The sequence below is a fragment of the Cupriavidus sp. 01L43 genome, from assembly GCF_056399925.1.
The window spans coordinates 1-17,871 of record NZ_JBFTSH010000019.1 but is presented as its reverse complement, the minus strand read 5'-3'; the positions used below and the strand labels follow the sequence as shown (position 1 = coordinate 17,871).

At 66.5% G+C, this 17,871-nt stretch carries 17 protein-coding genes and 1 tRNA gene; 12 read left to right on the top strand and 6 right to left on the bottom strand.

The window, feature by feature from the left end; translation table 11 throughout:
* Window position 1 precedes the first annotated feature (1 nt).
* The 4 genes from AC1DP9_RS23695 (at window position 2) to aspT (ending at window position 4,546) form a co-directional block, all read left to right on the top strand.
* The gene (locus AC1DP9_RS23695; protein WP_477108655.1) at window positions 2-583 is read left to right on the top strand and encodes a hypothetical protein; all 582 of its coding nucleotides are present in this window, start codon (window positions 2-4) and stop codon (window positions 581-583) included.
* A 28-nt stretch (window positions 584-611) separates the two neighbouring features.
* The gene (locus tag AC1DP9_RS23690) at window positions 612-1,004 is read left to right on the top strand and encodes a hypothetical protein (protein WP_477108654.1); all 393 of its coding nucleotides are present in this window, start codon (window positions 612-614) and stop codon (window positions 1,002-1,004) included.
* Window positions 1,005-1,157: 153 nt separating this feature from the next.
* Entirely contained in the window at window positions 1,158-2,822 is a 1,665-nt protein-coding gene (locus AC1DP9_RS23685; protein ID WP_092300803.1) for a bifunctional aspartate transaminase/aspartate 4-decarboxylase, read from the top strand.
* A 38-nt stretch (window positions 2,823-2,860) separates the two neighbouring features.
* The gene (aspT, locus tag AC1DP9_RS23680; protein ID WP_092300800.1) at window positions 2,861-4,546 is read left to right on the top strand and encodes an aspartate-alanine antiporter; all 1,686 of its coding nucleotides are present in this window, start codon (window positions 2,861-2,863) and stop codon (window positions 4,544-4,546) included.
* Between the two features lie 49 nt (window positions 4,547-4,595).
* On the opposite strand, the gene AC1DP9_RS23675 is transcribed toward aspT, so the two are convergent.
* Window positions 4,596-4,680 (bottom strand) — tRNA-Leu (locus tag AC1DP9_RS23675).
* Between the two features lie 163 nt (window positions 4,681-4,843).
* Here AC1DP9_RS23675 and AC1DP9_RS23670 point away from each other — a divergent pair.
* The gene (locus tag AC1DP9_RS23670) at window positions 4,844-5,761 is read left to right on the top strand and encodes an alpha/beta hydrolase (RefSeq protein ID WP_441592364.1); all 918 of its coding nucleotides are present in this window, start codon (window positions 4,844-4,846) and stop codon (window positions 5,759-5,761) included.
* Window positions 5,762-5,777: 16 nt separating this feature from the next.
* Here the strand turns inward: AC1DP9_RS23670 and AC1DP9_RS23665 are convergent, their stop codons facing one another.
* From AC1DP9_RS23665 to AC1DP9_RS23650, 4 genes are all read right to left on the bottom strand, one after another.
* Window positions 5,778-6,668, bottom strand: a complete 891-nt coding sequence (locus AC1DP9_RS23665; RefSeq protein WP_477108653.1) for an NAD(P)-dependent oxidoreductase — start codon at window positions 6,666-6,668, stop codon at window positions 5,778-5,780.
* 125 nt (window positions 6,669-6,793) lie between these two features.
* Window positions 6,794-8,227: a DUF1996 domain-containing protein gene (locus tag AC1DP9_RS23660; RefSeq protein WP_477108652.1), complete on the bottom strand. Its 1,434-nt coding sequence runs from the start codon at window positions 8,225-8,227 to the stop codon at window positions 6,794-6,796.
* A gap of 113 nt (window positions 8,228-8,340) precedes the next feature.
* Window positions 8,341-9,489 (bottom strand): methyltransferase, encoded by a 1,149-nt coding sequence (locus AC1DP9_RS23655; protein ID WP_477108651.1) that lies wholly within the window; start codon window positions 9,487-9,489, stop codon window positions 8,341-8,343.
* 54 nt (window positions 9,490-9,543) lie between these two features.
* Complete coding sequence (locus tag AC1DP9_RS23650; RefSeq protein ID WP_092300786.1) at window positions 9,544-10,485, bottom strand: CysB family HTH-type transcriptional regulator; 942 nt, start codon at window positions 10,483-10,485, stop codon at window positions 9,544-9,546.
* A 173-nt stretch (window positions 10,486-10,658) separates the two neighbouring features.
* Here AC1DP9_RS23650 and AC1DP9_RS23645 point away from each other — a divergent pair, with 173 nt between their 5' ends.
* The 7 genes from AC1DP9_RS23645 to cobA are packed head-to-tail and all read left to right on the top strand — an operon-like array spanning window position 10,659 to window position 17,687.
* Entirely contained in the window at window positions 10,659-11,432 is a 774-nt protein-coding gene (locus AC1DP9_RS23645) for a sulfite exporter TauE/SafE family protein (protein ID WP_092300783.1), read from the top strand.
* A 31-nt stretch (window positions 11,433-11,463) separates the two neighbouring features.
* Complete coding sequence (locus AC1DP9_RS23640) at window positions 11,464-13,146, top strand: nitrite/sulfite reductase (protein WP_477108650.1); 1,683 nt, start codon at window positions 11,464-11,466, stop codon at window positions 13,144-13,146.
* A 20-nt stretch (window positions 13,147-13,166) separates the two neighbouring features.
* A complete protein-coding gene (locus tag AC1DP9_RS23635; protein WP_477108649.1) occupies window positions 13,167-13,742 on the top strand; it encodes a DUF934 domain-containing protein in 576 nt (191 codons plus the stop codon).
* Window positions 13,739-14,545: a phosphoadenylyl-sulfate reductase gene (locus AC1DP9_RS23630; RefSeq protein WP_441645624.1), complete on the top strand. Its 807-nt coding sequence runs from the start codon at window positions 13,739-13,741 to the stop codon at window positions 14,543-14,545. Before AC1DP9_RS23635 ends, AC1DP9_RS23630 begins: the two co-directional genes overlap by 4 nt.
* Window positions 14,546-14,571: 26 nt before the next feature.
* Window positions 14,572-15,531 carry a sulfate adenylyltransferase subunit CysD gene (cysD, locus tag AC1DP9_RS23625; RefSeq protein ID WP_092300771.1) on the top strand — a complete coding sequence of 320 codons (960 nt, stop codon included), beginning with the start codon at window positions 14,572-14,574 and terminating at the stop codon, window positions 15,529-15,531.
* A gap of 23 nt (window positions 15,532-15,554) precedes the next feature.
* Window positions 15,555-16,859 carry a sulfate adenylyltransferase subunit 1 gene (locus AC1DP9_RS23620; protein WP_092300768.1) on the top strand — a complete coding sequence of 435 codons (1,305 nt, stop codon included), beginning with the start codon at window positions 15,555-15,557 and terminating at the stop codon, window positions 16,857-16,859.
* 39 nt (window positions 16,860-16,898) lie between these two features.
* Window positions 16,899-17,687, top strand: coding sequence for a uroporphyrinogen-III C-methyltransferase (gene cobA / locus AC1DP9_RS23615; RefSeq protein ID WP_477108648.1), 789 nt, complete (start codon window positions 16,899-16,901; stop codon window positions 17,685-17,687).
* A gap of 68 nt (window positions 17,688-17,755) precedes the next feature.
* Here cobA and AC1DP9_RS23610 read toward each other — a convergent pair.
* A partial coding sequence (locus tag AC1DP9_RS23610; protein WP_441592170.1) for an IS3 family transposase occupies window positions 17,756-17,871 on the bottom strand: 116 nt, incomplete at its 5' end.

Sequence of the window (17,871 nt, the reverse complement as noted above, 5' to 3'; positions counted from 1 at the left end):
CATGAAAAAACGAGTGCTGGTGATGGTGGCGATGATGGCCATGGCAGGCGCGGCGCAGGCCCAGCCGGATACCAAGGTGGATGTCACGCGTGGACAGGGGACGGCCACGATGACGGGCACCGCCAAGGTGAACGCGACGATCACGAAAATCGACGCGCCCACGCGCACGGTGACACTGAAGACGCAGACGGGCAAGGTCGTCGACCTGGCCGTGGGCCCCGAGGCGCGCAACTTCGACCAGCTCAAGGTCGGCGACAAGGTGGCGGTGGAATACCGCGAGGCGCTGACGCTGAAGCTGGAGAAGGGGAGTGGGCCGCTGTCGATGGAAACCAAGCCCATCGAGGAGCGCTCGGCGCCGGGTGCCAAGCCGGGCGGCGTGATTGGGCAGGAGGTGACCGTGGTGGCCGATGTGGTGGCGGTCAGCCCGTCCAAGCACACCGTGACGGTGAAGGGGCCCAAGGGCAATGTCATGGACCTGATGGTGGAAGACCCCGCCCAGTTGGCCGAGGTGAAGAAGGGCGACCGCATCAAGGCCGTCTACACGCAGGCCGTGGCCGTGAACGTGCAGGCGGCGACGAAGTAGCCCTGTCGCACCTATCGCACCTACTGCCATGTCGCGCCGCCTTGTTGTCAACCTCCGCGTCTGCGCCGGCCTCGCCCTCTGTGCGATGGCCTGGCCGGCCCAGGCGTACTTCGACCATTTCCTGAACAACACCATCGTCGGCCGCCTGAGCCGCCCGCAGACGGAGACGCTGGCCGACATCTACCGCAAGGCCTTGTCCGAGAAGGACGATGGCAGCAGTACGCCGTTTGAGCTGCCAGCGGACAAGGACGCGAAGGCCTCCGAAGGCAGCATGACGCTGATCAAGACCACCCAAAAGGGGGATCAGCGTTGCCGTCAGGTGAAGTCGGAATTCCGGCAGGCCGGCAAGTCCGAGAAATGGACGGGCTGGTACTGCCGCAAGGGCGACGGCGACTGGCGGCGCACGCAGATGAAGCAGTAGCCGGGCCGTCCCTCACTTGGGTGATGCGCGCTCCGCATGGTGGACCATGGTCCAATACCGGCGCGTGCCCCGGTTGAATATCTTGTTCAGGAACAGTGTCCGCGCTCGGCGCGGACACTTTGACCATCGTTACCCCCTTGCGAGGCATGCACCATGAGCCGACACGATACGTCGAAGCTGGCGAGCCTTTCGCCCTTCGAACTCAAGGATGAACTGATCAAGCTGGCCGGGAGCGTGTCCAACCGGCTGATGCTCAACGCGGGGCGGGGCAACCCCAATTTCCTGGCCACCGTGCCGCGCCATGGCTTCCTGCAGCTTGGGCACTTCGCCATGATCGAGTCGGAGCGGGCGTTCTCCTACCTGCCCGTGGGCGTGGGCGGATTCCCGCGCCGGGCCGGCATCGAGGAACGCTTCGACCAGTTCTCGCGCCAGCACCATGACGTGCCCGGCGTGGCCTTCCTGACCGGCGCGGTCTCGTACGTGCGCGACCAGCTCGGGCTGGACGGCGGCGACTTTCTCTACGAGATGTGCGAGGGCTTCATGGCCTGCAACTACCCGGTGCCGGACCGGATGCTGCGGCTCAGCGAAAAGATCGTCAAGCAGTACATCCGCCGGGAGATGATCGGCGCGCATCCGTTCGAGGGCGACTTCGACCTCTACGCCGTGGAAGGCGGCACGGCGGCCATGACCTACCTGTTCAACTCGATGCGCGTGAACGGGCTGCTGCGCGCGGGCGACACCATCGCGCTGGGCATGCCGATCTTCACGCCGTACATCGAGATTCCCGAGCTGAAGGAATACAACCTCCACGAGGTGAATATCAACGCCGACCCGGCGGCCGGCTGGCAATACCCGAACGAGGAACTGGACAAGCTGCGCGACCCCAAGGTCAAGGCGTTCTTCCTGGTCAACCCGAGCAACCCGCCCTCGGTGCGGGTGAGCGATGCCAGCCTGGAATACCTGGCGGACATCGTCAAGGAGCGCCCGGACCTGATCATCCTGACCGACGACGTGTACGGCACCTTCGCCGACAACTTCGTCTCGCTGTTCGCCATGTGCCCGCGCAACACCATCCTGGTGTACTCGTACTCGAAGTACTTCGGCGCCACGGGCTGGCGGCTGGGGGTCATTGCCACGCATAAATCGAACTTGTTCGATGCGCAGATCGCCGCGCTGCCCGATGCCGACAAGAAGGCGCTGAACGAGCGTTATTCGTCCATCACCACCGAGCCGGCCAAGCTGCCGTTCATCGACCGCATCGTGGCGGACAGCCGCACCGTGGCCCTGAACCATACGGCGGGGCTTTCCACGCCGCAGCAGGTGCAGATGGTGCTGTTCTCGCTGTTCTCGCTCATGGACACGGCGGACACCTACAAGGACACCGTGAAGCGCCTGATCCGCAGCCGCAAGGCCGCGCTGTACCGCGGCATGGGAGCGAAGGCCGAGGCCGTGGACGAGAACGTGGTGGATTACTACACGCTGCTCGACGTGGAGCGCGAGAGCCGCGAGGTGGGGCCGGAGTTCGTGAAGTGGCTGCTGGACTCGATCAAGCCGCACGAGCTGCTGTTCCGGCTGGCCGAGGAGGCCGGCGTGGTGCTGCTGCCCGGTGGTGGATTTGGCACCCAGCATCCGTCCGGACGGGTCTCGCTGGCCAACCTCAACGAAGAGGACTACGTGAAGATCGGCCGCTCGGTGCGCAAGCTGCGCGACGAGTACCTGGAGAAATACCGGGCGCAGGGCGGCAAGGTGGGCAAGGCGGATAAATCGGACAAGTCCGAAAAATCTGACAAGTCGGGCAAGGGCAAGTCAGGCAAGTAGCCGCCCGCACCCAGAAGAACAACCCGAAGGAGGTGCTCATGAACTGGTTCGTGACGACCCTGAAAGCCTACCCGGAGATCTCGATCTTCCTGGCGCTGGGCATCGGGTACTGGGTGGGCGGCAAGAGCTTCAAGGGCTTCAGTCTCGGGGCGGTGACGTCGACGCTGCTGGTGGCGATCGTGATCGGCATCCTCGGCGTCAAGATCTCGGCCAACGTGAAGTCGGTCTTCTTCCTGATGTTCCTGTTCGCGGTGGGGTACGGCGTGGGGCCGCAGTTCGTGCGGGGCATCGCCAAGGACGGCGTGCCCCAGGCGATTTTCGCGGTGATCCTGGCGGTGCTGTCGCTGGTGGTGTCGGTGGGGGCGGCGATGATCGCCGGCTATGACCTCGGCTCGTCGGCGGGGCTGTTCGCCGGCTCGCAGACCATTTCGGCGTCGATGGGGCTGGCGACGGACGCCATCAACCGGCTGGGCCGCTCGCCCGAGGAAACCAAGGAGTTGCTGGACGCCATGCCGATTGCCTACGCGGTGACGTATATCTTCGGCACGGTCGGCTCGGCCATCATCCTGGCGCAGATCGGGCCGAAGCTGCTGGGCATCGACCTCGTGAACGCCTGCAAGGAGTACGAGCACCTGCTGGGCGCCAGTGACGATGCCGCCGGCACGCAGTGGCACAACTTCGAGCTGCGCGCCTACAAGCTGGCGCCCGACGCGCCCTACATCGGCAAGACCGTGGGCGATGTGGAGTCCCACACGCAGGCGGGCTTCCGGGCGTTCATCGAGCGCATCCGGCGCGACGGCAAGATCATCGAGACGGACCCGTCCACGGTGCTGCAGGCCGGCGACGTGGTGGCGATTGGCGGCAAGCGTAACCAGCTGATCGAATTCCTTGGCCCGCGCGGCGCGGAGGTGGAAGACCGCGAGCTGCTGGACACACCCACCGAGGGCGTGGACATCTACATCACCAACAAGGCCGTGGATGACAAGACGCTCGAGGAACTGGCGCACGAGCCCGGCGCGCGCGGGGTCTTCTTGAGGAAGATCAAGCGCGGCCCGACCGAGACCGTGATCCCGGTGCTGCCGAAGACCAAGCTGTATCGCGGCGATGTGGTCACGCTGGTGGGCCGCACGCGCGACATCAACGCCACGGCCAAGACCCTCGGCTACGTGGACCGGCCGACCACGGTGACCGACGTGGCCTTCATGTCGCTGGCGATCACGGTGGGCACGCTGATCGGGGCCATCGTGCTGAACGTGGGGGGCATTCCGCTGACGCTGTCCACCGCCGGCGGCGCGCTGATCGCGGGGATCATCTTCGGCTGGTATCGCGCCATCCACCCGACCTTCGGCCGCATTCCGGAACCGACAGTCTGGTTCATGAACTCGGTGGGCTTGAACGTGTTCATCGCCGTGGTGGGCATCTCCGCCGGCCCGGGCTTCGTCGCCGGGCTCCAGAAACTCGGCATCAGCCTGTTCCTGTGGGGCATCTTCGCCACCGCCGTGCCGCTGTTCATCGGCATGTTCATCGCCAAGTACGTGTTCCACTTCCACCCGGCGCTGCTGCTCGGCGTCTGCGCCGGGGCGCGCACCACCACGGCGGCACTCGGCATGCTCTGCGAAGCGGCCAAGAGCCAGGTGCCGGGGCTGGGCTATACGGTGACCTACGCGGTCGGCAACACGCTGCTGACGATCTGGGGGATGGTGGTGATCATGATTTTGGCGTGAGGGGGCCAAAAAAGGGGAGTGGTGCGGGATGCACTCGCGGTGCGGGGGATGGTGCCCGGGGTCGGACTCGAACCGACACGCCTTGCGGCGGGGGATTTTGAGTCCCCTGCGTCTACCTGTTTCACCACCCGGGCATTGGGCGGCGATACCCGGACGGGCATCGCGCGGCGATGAACCGCGGATTATGCCGGAAATCGCCCCGCCGAACAACCGCCCCGGGCTTGCGGTAGCATAGCGCGCAGCGCCGCCCGCTTCGCCCCCGTCCTCGTCGCGGCGTCCCCATCGGAGCACCGTGACATGTCAGACCAGCCGTCCCTGGCCAGCCTTGCCGAGTTGCCATCCCAGGACCCCGCGTTCTACGCGCACGCCTATAACAACCGCGCCCGGGTGCCGGACAACGCCACGCACATGGCCCGCTGGGCTGCCGATTCGGCGCTGGTGCGGGCTGCCGCGGCGTCGTACCTCGAGAACCTGCCCTATGGCGACCCGGCGTCGCCCCATGCCGACGACGAGCGCCTCGACTATTTCCCCGCCACGGGCGTGCCCGCCGGCACCCGTCCGCCGCTGCTGGTGTTCGTCCACGGCGGCTACTTCCGGGCGCTCGACAAGCGCGACCACAGCTTCGTGGCCAGCCTGCTGCCCCGGCGCGGCGTGTCGGTGGCGATCATCAACTATTCGCTGTGCCCGGCGGTCACTGTCGAGACCATCGTCCGGCAGGTGGTGCAGAGCGTGGCGTGGCTGTACCGGCAGGGCGATGCGCTCGGCCATGATCGCGACCGCATCTTCGCGGCCGGGCATTCGGTGGGCGGGCATCTGGTGACCATGCTGATGGCGGCGCTGTGGCCGCAGGTGGGCGCAGACCTGCCGGTGGGCCTGATCCGGGGCGGTCTGTCGATCAGCGGCCTGTACGACCTCGAACCGCTGCGCCGCGCCGACTTCCTTCAGGTGGACCTGCGTCTGACCGAGTCAGATGTCGTGCGTCTCTCGCCGGCCTTCCTGCCGCCCGCCACGCGCGCGCCGTTGCTGACGGCGGTGGGCGAGATCGAATCGAGCGAATATCACCGCCAGAACGCGCTGATCCGCGCCGCCTGGCCGGACAACGCGCGCGAGGACATCCCGCTGCCGGGCCGCCATCATTTCAACGCGATGGACGACCTGGCGCGCGACGGCAGCCCGATGCTGCGCGCGCTGCTGGCGATGATCGGCGGGATGTAGCGGGGTAGGGCAGGCTTTAGGACGCGTCCGAGTCCGGCGCCTGCTTGTGTTCCAGCAGGCGCAGCAGCGACGAGGTGTCGTCGCGTCCCCAGCCGTTTGCCATCATCTGGTCGAGCTGGGCCGAGGTGACGCGCATCGCGGGCAGGTCCAGCCCGATCTGGTTGGCGATGTCCTGCGCCAGCCCGAAATCCTTGGCATGCAGCCGCGATTCGATGCCGGCGGCGAAGTCGCGCGCCACCATCTTCGGCCCCAGCAGATCGAGCATGCGGCTGCCCGCAAAGCCCGTGGAGATCGCCTGGAACACCTTGCCGGTGTCCACATCCTGCGCGGCGGCAAAGCGCATGGCCTCGGCGATGCCCTCGATATTCACCACCTGGGCGATCTGGTTGCACAGCTTGGCGACCTGGCCCGCGCCGTGGTCGCCAATATGCGTGATCGACTTGCCGATCAGGTTCAGCAGCGGCCGCACCGTTTCCAGGTGCTCGGCCTTGCCGCCGACCATGATGGTCAGCGTGGCGGCCTGCGCGCCGGTCGTGCCGCCCGACACCGGGCAGTCGAGCGCGTGGATGCCGCGCGCCGCCAGCGACTGGGCAATCTCGCGCGTGACGATCGGCGAGATTGTGCTGTGATCGACGCAGATCGTGCCGGGCGCGGCGCCCTCGATCACGCCATCCTTGCCGAGCAGCACCGTGCGCACGTCTTCCGACGAGGTGACGTTGGTGAACACCACGGCCGCTCCGCGTGCGGCGTCAGCCGGCGTGAAGCACGGTTCCGCGCCGAGCTGGCGGGCCGCGTCGGCGGCCTCCGGGCGGCGTACGAAGGCCCGTACCGTATGGCCGCCAGCAATCAGGTGGCCGACCATCGGCGCGCCCATCGCGCCAAGGCCAATAAATGCAAGGGTGGTCATCCGCGGTTCCTTATCCCCATCGTAAAAAAAGCCATGTGCCGCCGGCTTGGGCGACACATGGCGAGGATAGCCGAGGATGCCGCGCGGCGCCACGCAGGGGCCTGCGCGGGCTCCGGGGCAGGGGCTCAGAACGGCAGTTGTTGGATGGCGCGCAGGATTAGCAGGGGGCTGTTGGGCCCTTCCTTGCTGCTGAAGGCGAACGCATGGCCGGGGCGCACGGCCTTCACGCAGAACGAGATCGTCTTTTGGCCAGCCGCGAGTGCGTTGGCCACCGCCGCGCTGACATCGATCTGCCGAGATTGCTGCACATGGTTGAGGTGAAGCCGTCCGACGAACCGGCCGCCGCACGCTGGTGCGTTGGCCATGGTCAGGGTGTCTTCGTTCCACGCCGTGTCGGTGACGAAGACCTGCAGGATATCGGCCGCCGTGCCGGTGACGTTGCCGCCATGGAGCATGATCCGGTACTCGGGCTTGAAGCGGGCGGGCAGCGCCTGCGCGCCCTCCGGGATCTGGAACTTCATGTAGAAGCTCAGCGGCGGCGTGGTGCCTTGTGCCGCCTCGGTGGCCAGTTTCACGTCGCGGCCGAATGTCGTGTGGACATCATTGCCGCCGCTGACCATCGCGTCAGCCTCGGGCGCGTTGTAGTCGTACGGAATTTCCCGGGCGCAGGCGCGTTCCTTGTTGAGGCATTGTTCGGTCAGATAGTGCATGGCCTTGGGCCGCCAGCCATTGAAGAAGTCGGCGTGCCCGGAATACAGGGGACCCCAGTTCTCCTGGGACACCTTGCCATGGGCGTTCAGGCTCGGGTCCTTCGAGAGCTGCGCATGCGTGAGATCGCGCACCTGTCCCAGCGCATAGGCGAGATTGATGCTCAGGTGCGGCACGCGCACCGGATAGCCGACCGGGCAGGCGCCGCTCTGGTCGGCATAGGCCATGTTGTTGTAGCCGCCGTGATGGGAGCGCAGCGTCGGATTCAGGTTGATGCCGTCCCAGCAGGTGGGGAAGCTGATGCCGATGTTGAGTTGCGTCCCCTTCACCGGATCGGGCACGCAGTCAGTCGGGATGGTGTTGGTGTAGCCCTTGCGGCTGCCGGTGCACAGGAACGAGATGCGCGGGTTGGGCTGCGTGCCGGCGTGGTTGCCGGCCAGCATTTGCAGGCCGGTTGGCATGACACTGACCGGGTAGCGGTTGGAACTGGGCACCGCCACGTTCGAGTAGTAGGTCTTCTTGTAGGTGGGCGGCACGATCGTGCCGTCGGGCAGCTTCAGCGAGGGGGCCCAGTACGAGCTGGTGTCCGCAGCGTTCTCGCAGGTGGTGCCGGACTTTGCCAGCAGGTCGGCGCCCGTGGTGTAGGCGTCTGCCGCCGTGTTGCCGAAGAAGTCATGCCGCATCGCCGTGCCCGGCCGCTTCGGGTGAACGATGGGGTCGTCCGCCAGCGTGTGCGAGTACAGGCAGAGCGCATTGGCGCGGCCGTCGCGCAGGGTGCCCTGCGCCATTGCGGAGAAGCTGGCGGCCAGACCGCCCGCCAGGACAAGGGTTTTGAGACAGGAAGCGTGCATCGGTCGTCGTGGTTGTCGGAATGGCTGCCTGACAGGATCAGGCGCGGCCGATTCTAGCGACGACGAACGCAACGAATCGTCTCAATCTCCTTGGTCTTGATGCACTTGAACAATCAAGGTTTCTGCGATGCCGCGAGGCGCCACAGCGAGGTCACCTCGGCCTTGCGGGCCTGGTGCAGCGGATCGTCCGGATCACTCGCCTTGGGATGGCGCGGGCGGATGTCGGAGCGGCCCAGCACCTTCAGCCCGGCGTCTTCGATCCAGCCCAGCAGTTCCTCGCGCGTGCGCAGGCCCAGATGCTCGGCGAAGTCGGAGAGCAGCAGCCAGCCCTGGCCGGCCGGCTCCAGATGCTCGGCAAGGCCGGCGAGGAAGCCGCGCAGCATGCGGCTCTCGGGATCGAACACGGCATGCTCGACCGGCGAACTCGGTCGCGCGGGCACCCAGGGCGGGTTGCAGACCACCAGCGGGGCGCGGCCAGCCGGGAAGAGGTCGGCCTCGACCACTTCCACCTGATGGGTCAGACCCAGCCGGCCGAGGTTGTCGCGGGCGCATTGCAGCGCGCGCGGGTCCTGGTCCGTGGCCACCACGCGGCGCACGCCGCGCTGCGCCAGCAGGGCCGCCAGCACGCCGGTGCCGGTGCCGATGTCGAAGGCGAGCTTGTCCGAGGGCAGCGCTTCCTTGGCGACGAGGTCGAGGTATTCGCCCCGCACCGGCGAGAACACGCCGTACCACGGGTGAATCCGTTCGCCCAGCACCGGGATCTCGACGCCCTTCTTGCGCCACTCGTAGGCGCCGATCAGGCCGAGCAGTTCGCGCATCGAGGCCACATAGGGCGCCGTGGCCGGGCCGTAGACCTGCGTGCAGGCCTCAGCCACCTCGGGCGCGCGGCGCAGCGGCACCACGTGGCCGGCGTCGAACGGCAGCAGCAGCATGCCCAGCGTGCGCGCGCGTTGCGACTGCGCCAGCCGGTGCTTGTGGAACGCCTCGGTCATGTTGGCCGGCGGCTTGGGCGCGCGCTTGGGCTTGCGGTCGGTGCGGCGGGCCATGGCCTGGAGCAGCTGGCGCGCGTTCTGGAAGTCGCCGCGCCAGAGCAGGGCCACGCCTTCGCTGGCCAGCCGGAACGCCGTGTCGGCGGGCGTCTGGTCATCGGCAATCACCACGCGCTTTGGCGGCGGCAGGCCGGCCTCGGAGCGCCACAGCGCGCTGCGCTCGGCGCCGTCTTCGGTCCAGTGGATGGTGGGGAGGGAGGAGGAGTCAGACATATCTATATAGAGGGAGGCGTGCGCCACATCGGCAGGCAATCTCAAATGCGCCGATTACAGCTCATAGGCCTCGTGATCGCCCGACATCGCCTGTTCCACGAGCTTGCGGTTCAGGGTGGGCGAGAACAATTCGATGAAGGTATAGACGAAGCTGCGCAGATACGCGCCCTGTTTGACGGCCAGATGGGTCACATTGGTGCCGAACAGGTGGCCGACCGGGATGCCGCGCAGGTTGCGGTCGCGCTCGGCATCGAACGCCACACCGGCCACGATACCGATGCCCAGGCCGATCTCGACATAGGTCTTGATCACGTCTGCGTCGATGGCCTCGAGGATGATATCCGGCTCCAACTGGCGCAAGGCGAATGCCTTGTCAATCTTGGGGCGGCCCGCGAAATTCGGATCGTAAGTGATCAATGGGTAACTTGCGATGTCCTCGAGCGCGATGTGCTTCTTTTCCAGCAAGGGATGGTCGGGCGGCGTGATGACCGTATGCGACCACTGGTAGCCGGGCAGCGACACCAGGCCCTTGTCCCCCGAGATGCCCTCGGTGGCGATACCGATGTCGGCCTGGTCGTGCAGGATCATGTCCGCGATCTGCGAGGGGTTGCCCTGCTGGATCGACAGCCGCACCTTGGGGTAGCGCTTGGTGAACTCGCCGATCACGCGCGGCAGGGCATAGCGCGCCTGGGTGTGCGTGGTGGCGATGGTGAAGTTGCCTTGATCCTGGGCAGCGTAGTCCTTGCCTACCCGCTTCAGGCTCTCCACCTCCTGCAGGATCTTCTCCACGGAGGTCAGGATGCGGCGCCCCGGCTCGGTCAGGCTGCGGATGCGCTTGCCGTGCCGCGTGAAAATATCGACGCCCAGCTCCTCCTCCAGCTCGATGATGGCCTTGGAGACGCCAGGTTGTGACGTATAGAGCGCTTTAGCGGCTTCGGTCAGGTTGTAGTTCTGACGGACGGCCTCGCGCACGAAGCGGAACTGGTGCAGGTTCATATAACTCGGTGCGTATAAACAAACAACTTCTTATTAGTTTGAGATATGAGGCCAGTTTATTACGATTTTCGAACTTTGTTAAATAACGGCCTGCCCGTATTGCGTCCGCGCCCAGCCTGAACCCCGGCGAAGCGCGGAAGTGACGGAAAAGGCATTGTTGAGAACCCCCTCGAATGTCCCTTGCGTATACCGCTTCCGGTCTGCTGGTAGGTATCTTGGTCGGTCTGACCGGGGTAGGCGGGGGTTCGCTCATGACGCCGCTGCTGACCCTGCTGTTCGGCTTCTCGCCGGCCACGGCGGTGGGTACCGACCTCGCGTTCGCTTCGATCACCAAGGGCTTCGGCACCATCGCGCACCGCGCCCATGGCCACGTGCAATGGCAGGTGGTGCGCCGCCTCTGCATCGGCAGCCTGCCCGCCGCACTGGTGGCCATCCTCGTACTCAAGAGCGCCGGCGAGCTGGACGCGCGCTGGCTGCACGGCATTCGGCTGATGATCGGCGTGTCGGTGCTGCTGACCGTATTGTCGCTGCTGTTCCGCAAGCAGATGCTGGCCTGGCTCGAACGCAACCCGCGTTTCCAGCTGGAAGGCCGCCGCCAGGTGGTGGCGACCGTGGTGGTGGGCGCCGTGATCGGCGTGCTCGTCACGGTGTCGTCGATCGGCGCCGGCGCGGTTGGCGCCACGCTGATCCTGTTGCTGTACCCCCATATGAAGCCGGCCGAAGTGGCTGGCACCGATATCGCCTACGCCGTGCCGCTCACGGCGGTGGCCGGGCTGGGCCACGTGTGGCTCGGCACCGTCGACTGGAATTTGTTGCTGGCGCTGCTGGTGGGCTCGATCCCCGGCATCTGGCTGGGCGCGCAACTGTCCCGGGCGCTGCCCGAGCGGCTCGTGCGCGCCGCCCTGGCCACCACGCTCACGCTGGTCGCCATCAAGCTCGTTTCCTAAGCATTCAACGAATACTGAACGGACCCACACCATGTATCAGTACGATCAATACGACCAGCGCATCGTCCAAGAGCGCGTTGCCCAGTTCCGTGACCAGGTGCGCCGCCGCCTCTCCGACGAACTGACCGAAGAGGAATTTCTGCCGCTGCGGCTGCAGAACGGCCTGTACATGCAGCGCCATGCCTACATGCTGCGCGTGGCCATTCCGTACGGCCTGCTGGCGTCGAAGCAGATGCGCATGCTGGCGCATATCGCGCGCGAGTACGACCGTGGCTACGGCCACTTCTCCACGCGCCAGAACATCCAGTACAACTGGATGGACCTCGAGCGCGTGCCGGACGTGCTGGCCGACCTCGCCAGCGTGGAGATGCACGGCATCCAGACCTCGGGCAACTGCGTGCGCAACATCACGACCGACCACTTCGCCGGCGTGACGCCGGACGAGACCGTGGACCCGCGCGTGCTGGCCGAACTGCTGCGCCAGTGGAGCACCTTCCAGCCGGAATTCGCCTTCCTGCCGCGCAAGTTCAAGATCGCGATCTCGGCCTCCGCCAACGACCGCGCCGTGGTGCAGATGCACGACATCGGCATCTACGCCTACCGGAACGCCGCCGGCGAGACGCGCCTGCGCATCCTGGCCGGTGGCGGCCTGGGCCGCACGCCGATCCTGGGCACAATCATCAAGGACGACCTGCCGTGGCAGCACATGCTGACCTACGTGGAGTCCGCGATTCGCGTGTACAACCGCTACGGCCGCCGCGACAACAAGTACAAGGCCCGTATCAAGATCCTCGTGAAGGCCATCGGCGCCGAGAAGTTCGCCGCCGAGGTCGAGGAAGAGTGGCAGCACAGCAAGGACGGCCCGGGCACCATCACGCAGGACGAGTTCGCCCGCGTGGCGCAGTACTTCACTCCGCCGGCCTACGAGAAGCTGGCCGACACCGACGCCGGCTACGAGAAGCACCTGCTCGAGGACAAGGCGTTCGCGCGCTGGGTCAGCCGCAGCGTGCACGCCCACAAGGTGCCGGGCTATGCCGCCGTGACGCTCTCCACCAAGCCGGGCCCCGTCTCGCCCCCGGGCGATGCCACGGACAAGCAGATGGAAGCCGTGGCCGACCTGGCCGACCGCTACGGGTTTGGCGAGCTGCGCGTGGCGCACGAGCAGAACCTGGTGCTGCCGGACGTCAAGAAGCATGACCTTTTCGCCCTCTGGCAGGAAGCGAAGCAGGCCGGCCTGGCGACGGCCAACATCGGCCTGCTGACCGACATCATCGCCTGCCCGGGCGGCGATTTCTGCTCGCTGGCGAATGCCAAGTCGATCCCGATCGCGCTGGGCATCCAGGAGCGCTTCGACAACCTCGACTTCGTGTACGACCTCGGCGAGATCTCGCTGAACATCTCCGGCTGCATCAACGCTTGCGGTCACCACCACGTGGGCAACATCGGCGTGCTGGGCGTGGACAAGGACGGTTCCGAGTGGTACCAGGTGACGCTCGGCGGCGCCCAGGGCAACAACACCGCGCTGGGCAAGGTCATCGGCCCGTCGTTCAGCGCCGAGGAAATGCCCGACGTGGTGAGCCGCATCATCGAAACCTTCGTCGCGCACCGCGTCGAGGACGAGCGCTTCATCGACACGTTCGCCCGCATCGGCATCGCCCCGTTCAAGGAACGTGTGTACGCCGACAAGCAGCGCGAAGAGCGCGCCGAAGCCTGACGACCCCGGAGAGACTGAACATGGCAAAGATTATTAAACTGCAACGCGACGCCGCCGACCTCCGCCCCGTGATCGTCGAGGACGACTGGACCGTGCTGCGCGCCACCGAGACCGAGCCGCTGGACGACGCCCGCGTGGCCGCCGCCGCGCAGGGCACGGCCGCCGTGCTGTTCCCGCTGTCGGTGTGGAAGGCGCACGCAGCGCTGCTGGCCGGCCGCGACAAGGCCATCACCGGCGTGTGGCTGGCTCCTGAAGACGAGCCGGGCGATGCCGAGGCGCTCTTCGACCGCGTGTCGCTGGTCGCCGTCGATTTCCCGGTGTTCCGCGATGGCCGCGGTTTCTCGTCGGCCTACCTGCTGCGCACCCGTTACCACTGGGACGGCCAGCTCCGCGCCATCGGCGACGTGCTGCGCGACCAGCTCAACTTCATGAAGCGCTGCGGCTTCGACGCCTTCGCGGTGCGCGCCGACAAGAACATCGACGACGCCATCAAGGGCTTCACCGAGTTCACGGTGGCCTATCAGGCATCGGTGGACGAGCCGCTGCCGCTGTTCCGCCGCAACCGTGCGGAAGTGACCGCCCGGGGCGCCGCATGAGCGCAGTGATCTCCGACATCCCTGTGGTGGAGCTGGGCGCGCCGGTGTCCGGCCTGCGCCCGCCCGCGCTGTGGACCCAGCCGGTCTACACGGGCACGGTGGAGGCGCTGGAAGCCAAGGAACGCGCGCTGGCCGAGCGGCTGGCCGAGATTGCGGGCCGCTTCTTCCGCGCCCGCTTCGCCACCAGCCTGGCTGCCGAGGACATGGTCCTGACCGATGCCATCCTGCGTGGCGGTGACGCCGTGCGCGCCGGCATCCGCGTGTTCACGCTGAACACGGGCCGCCTGCACGCCGAGACGCTGGCCGTGCTGGATCAGGTGCATACGCACTACGGCTACGCCATCGAGCAGTTCACGCCGGACCCGGAAGCGGTGGAGAACTACCTGAAGAACCACGGCCTGAACGCGTTCTACGACAGCGTGGACCTGCGCAAGAGCTGCTGCGGCATCCGCAAGGTGGAGCCGCTGAACCGCGCGCTGTCCCACGCCGATGCCTGGATGACCGGCCAGCGCCGCGAGCAGGCCGTCACGCGTGCCGAGCTGCCGTTCGAGGAGCTGGACGAAGCGCGCGACATCCCCAAATTCAATCCGCTGGCCGACTGGACCGAGGCCGAGGTCTGGGCCTATCTGGTGCGCCACAACGTGCCGGTGAACGCGCTGCATGCCAAGGGCTACCCGAGCATCGGCTGCGAGCCGTGTACGCGCGCTGTGAAGGCTGGCGAAGACGTCCGCGCAGGACGTTGGTGGTGGGAGAGCAAGGACTCGAAAGAGTGCGGGCTCCACGAGCAGAACATCAAGCATTGAAGTATTGAATCGAGGCCGAGAACGACATGGGCATCATGAACGACATCGCAGAAGCAGGGGTTGAACACCTGCTCCAGGTCCAGAACGACCACCTCGACCGGCTGGAAGCCGAGTCGATCTACATCATCCGTGAAGTGGTGGCCGAGTGCCGCAACCCGGCGCTGCTGTTCTCCGGCGGCAAGGATTCGATCGTCATGCTGCACCTGGCGCTGAAGGCCTTCCGCCTGGGCGACCGCAAGGTGGAACTGCCGTTCCCGCTGGTGCACATCGACACCGGCCATAACTACCCGGAAGTGATCGCCTTCCGCGACCAGCGCGTGGCGGAACTGGGCGCGCGCCTGGTGGTGGGCCATGTCGAGGATTCGATCAAGCGCGGCACGGTGCGCCTGCGCAAGGAAACCGACTCGCGCAACGCGGCGCAGGCCGTGACGCTGCTGGAAACCATCGAGGCGCACAAGTACGACGCGCTGATGGGCGGCGCCCGCCGCGACGAAGAGAAGGCCCGCGCCAAGGAACGGATCTTCTCGTTCCGCGACGAGTTCGGCCAGTGGGACCCCAAGGCCCAGCGCCCCGAGCTCTGGAGCCTGTACAACGCCCGCATGGCCTCGGGCGAGCAGATGCGCGTGTTCCCGATCTCGAACTGGACCGAGCTGGATGTGTGGCAGTACATCGCTCGGGAAAACCTGGCCCTGCCGCCGATCTACTATGCGCACGAGCGCGAAGTGGTGCGCAAGAACGGCCTGCTGGTGCCAGTGACGCCGATCACGCCCAAGCAGGACGGCGATGTGAGCGAGGTGCTGTCGGTACGCTTCCGGACCGTGGGCGACATCTCCTGCACCTGCCCGGTGGCCAGCACGGCCGCCAACCCGGTGGACATCATCGCCGAGACCGCGGTGACTGAGATCACCGAGCGCGGCGCCACCCGGATGGACGACCAGACCAGCGAGGCGTCGATGGAACGCCGCAAGAAGGAAGGCTACTTCTAAGCCGCAGCCAAGGACCACACATCATGACTAGACAAGCATCTCACCAGGGCCTGCTGCGCTTTATCACCGCGGGTTCCGTGGACGACGGCAAGAGCACGCTGATCGGCCGCCTGCTGTATGACAGCAAGGCCGTGCTGTCCGACCAGCTGACCGCGCTGGCCAACGCCAAGAACAAGCGCACCGCCGGCGAACAGATCGACTTCTCGCTGCTGACCGATGGCCTGGAAGCCGAGCGCGAGCAGGGCATCACCATCGACGTGGCCTACCGCTACTTCTCCACGGCGCGCCGCAAGTTCATCATCGCCGACACGCCGGGGCACGAGCAGTACACCCGCAACATGGTGACCGGCGCCAGCACGGCGCACGCCGCCATCGTGCTGGTGGACGCCACGCGCGTGACCGTGCAGGGCGGCCGTGCCGAACTGCTGGCCCAGACCAAGCGCCACTCGGCCATCCTGAAGCTGCTGGAGATCCAGCACGTGATCGTCGCCATCAACAAGATGGATCTGATCGAGTACGACGAGCAGCGTTTCAACGAGATCCGTACCGCGTACACCGAACTGGCCGCGCAACTGGGCCTGAAAGATGTGCGATATGTGCCGGTGTCGGCGCTTCGTGGTGACAACATCGTCCACGCCAGCGACGCGATGCCGTGGTACTCGGGCGAGCCGCTGCTGCCGCTGCTGGAGGCCCTCCCAGTCGAGGAGCCGGCCCCCGAGGGCGACGCCGCGCTGCGCTTCCCGGTGCAGCTGGTGATCCGCCAGGACGGCGCCCAGTCGGACGATTTCCGGGGCTACGCCGGCCGCGTGGAAGCGGGCACCGTGCGCGTGGGCCAGAAGCTGCGCGTGCTGCCGGCCAACCGCGACGCCGTGGTGGCCGAAGTGCTGACGCCGAACGGCGCCGCCGACTCGGCCAACGCGGGCGACACCGTGACGGTGCGCCTGTCGGAAGACGTCGATGTATCACGCGGTGACATGTTCGTCGCCGCCGACGCCGCCTCGGTCTCGGCCAAGAAGCTGCAGGCCGACCTGTGCTGGTTCGACGACGAATCGCTGAATCCGTCGCGCAAGTACGTGCTCAAGCACACCACGGCCAGCGTGTTCGCGCGCGTGTCGGCGGTGGATCGCGTGCTGGACGTGCACACGCTGTCGCACGAGACCGGCCGCCATGACATCCGCCTGAACGACATCGGTTCGGTGCAGTTGTCGCTGCAGAAGCCGATCGTGTGCGATGTCTACGGCGATAATCCGGCGACGGGCGCGTTCGTGCTGATCGACGAAGCGACCAACCACACGGTGGCGGCGGGCATGATCCGTGCGTATAGCTGACATCGACATCGTCAGACGGCAAGTAGAACAGTGAGCGAGATGACCCCGCATCAAGACAAACGGACCGGACGCGTGACCCTGATTGGTGCAGGCCCCGGTGCGGCCGACCTCATTACGGTGCGTGGTGCACGCCTGCTGGGCGAGGCCCAGGTGGTGCTGCACGACGCGCTGGTGTCGCCCGAGATGCTGGCCTGGTGCCCCCAGGCGCAACTCGTGGAGGTGGGCAAGCGCTGCGGGCAGCGCAGCACCGCACAGCTGTTCATCAATCGCCAGATCGTGGACCTGGCCACCAAGTACGAGCGCGTGGTGCGCCTCAAGGGCGGCGACCCGATGCTGTTCGGCCGCGCCGACGAGGAACTCCAGGCGCTGGAAGCGGCAGGCATCGAGTATGAGGTGGTGCCGGGCATCACGGCAGCGCTGGCGGCCGCCTCGGCCATCCGCAAGCCGCTGACCAAGCGCGGCGTCTCCCGCAGCGTGGCCTTCGCCACCCAGGCCAAGGCGGCCGATGCGGTGGACGTGGAAGCCGACGTCCGCGCCGACACCATCGTCTATTACATGGGGCGCGACCAGGCGGCCAACATCGCCGCACAGCTGATCGCCCACGGCAAGCCCGCCACGACGCCCGCATGGGTCGTGGAAGCGGCCACCACCCCGAAGCAGCGCAGCCACCAGTTCACGCTACGCCAGATGGCGGCCGGGGAGGCTGCGGCATGGATGGACCCCGTGCAGCCGAGCCTGCTGATGATCGGCGAGGCACTGGCGGATCGGGCGACGGAATCCTTGGAAGAGGCTGGTGCGGACGAACACCATCACGAGCGCGCCGCCTGAGTCTTGGCGGGAGGCGTATGAAAAAGCCAGAGCGATGAACTGACCCCCAGAAGTTGGACGGTTGATGGCTAGGCCGGAAAGGGCTGAGTCCTGTATTGCACGGGACTCAGCCCTTTTAGTTTGAGCTTGATGCGGTCATGATTGTAGTAGTGAATGTATTGGCGCAGTCCATCCTGCAGTTGCT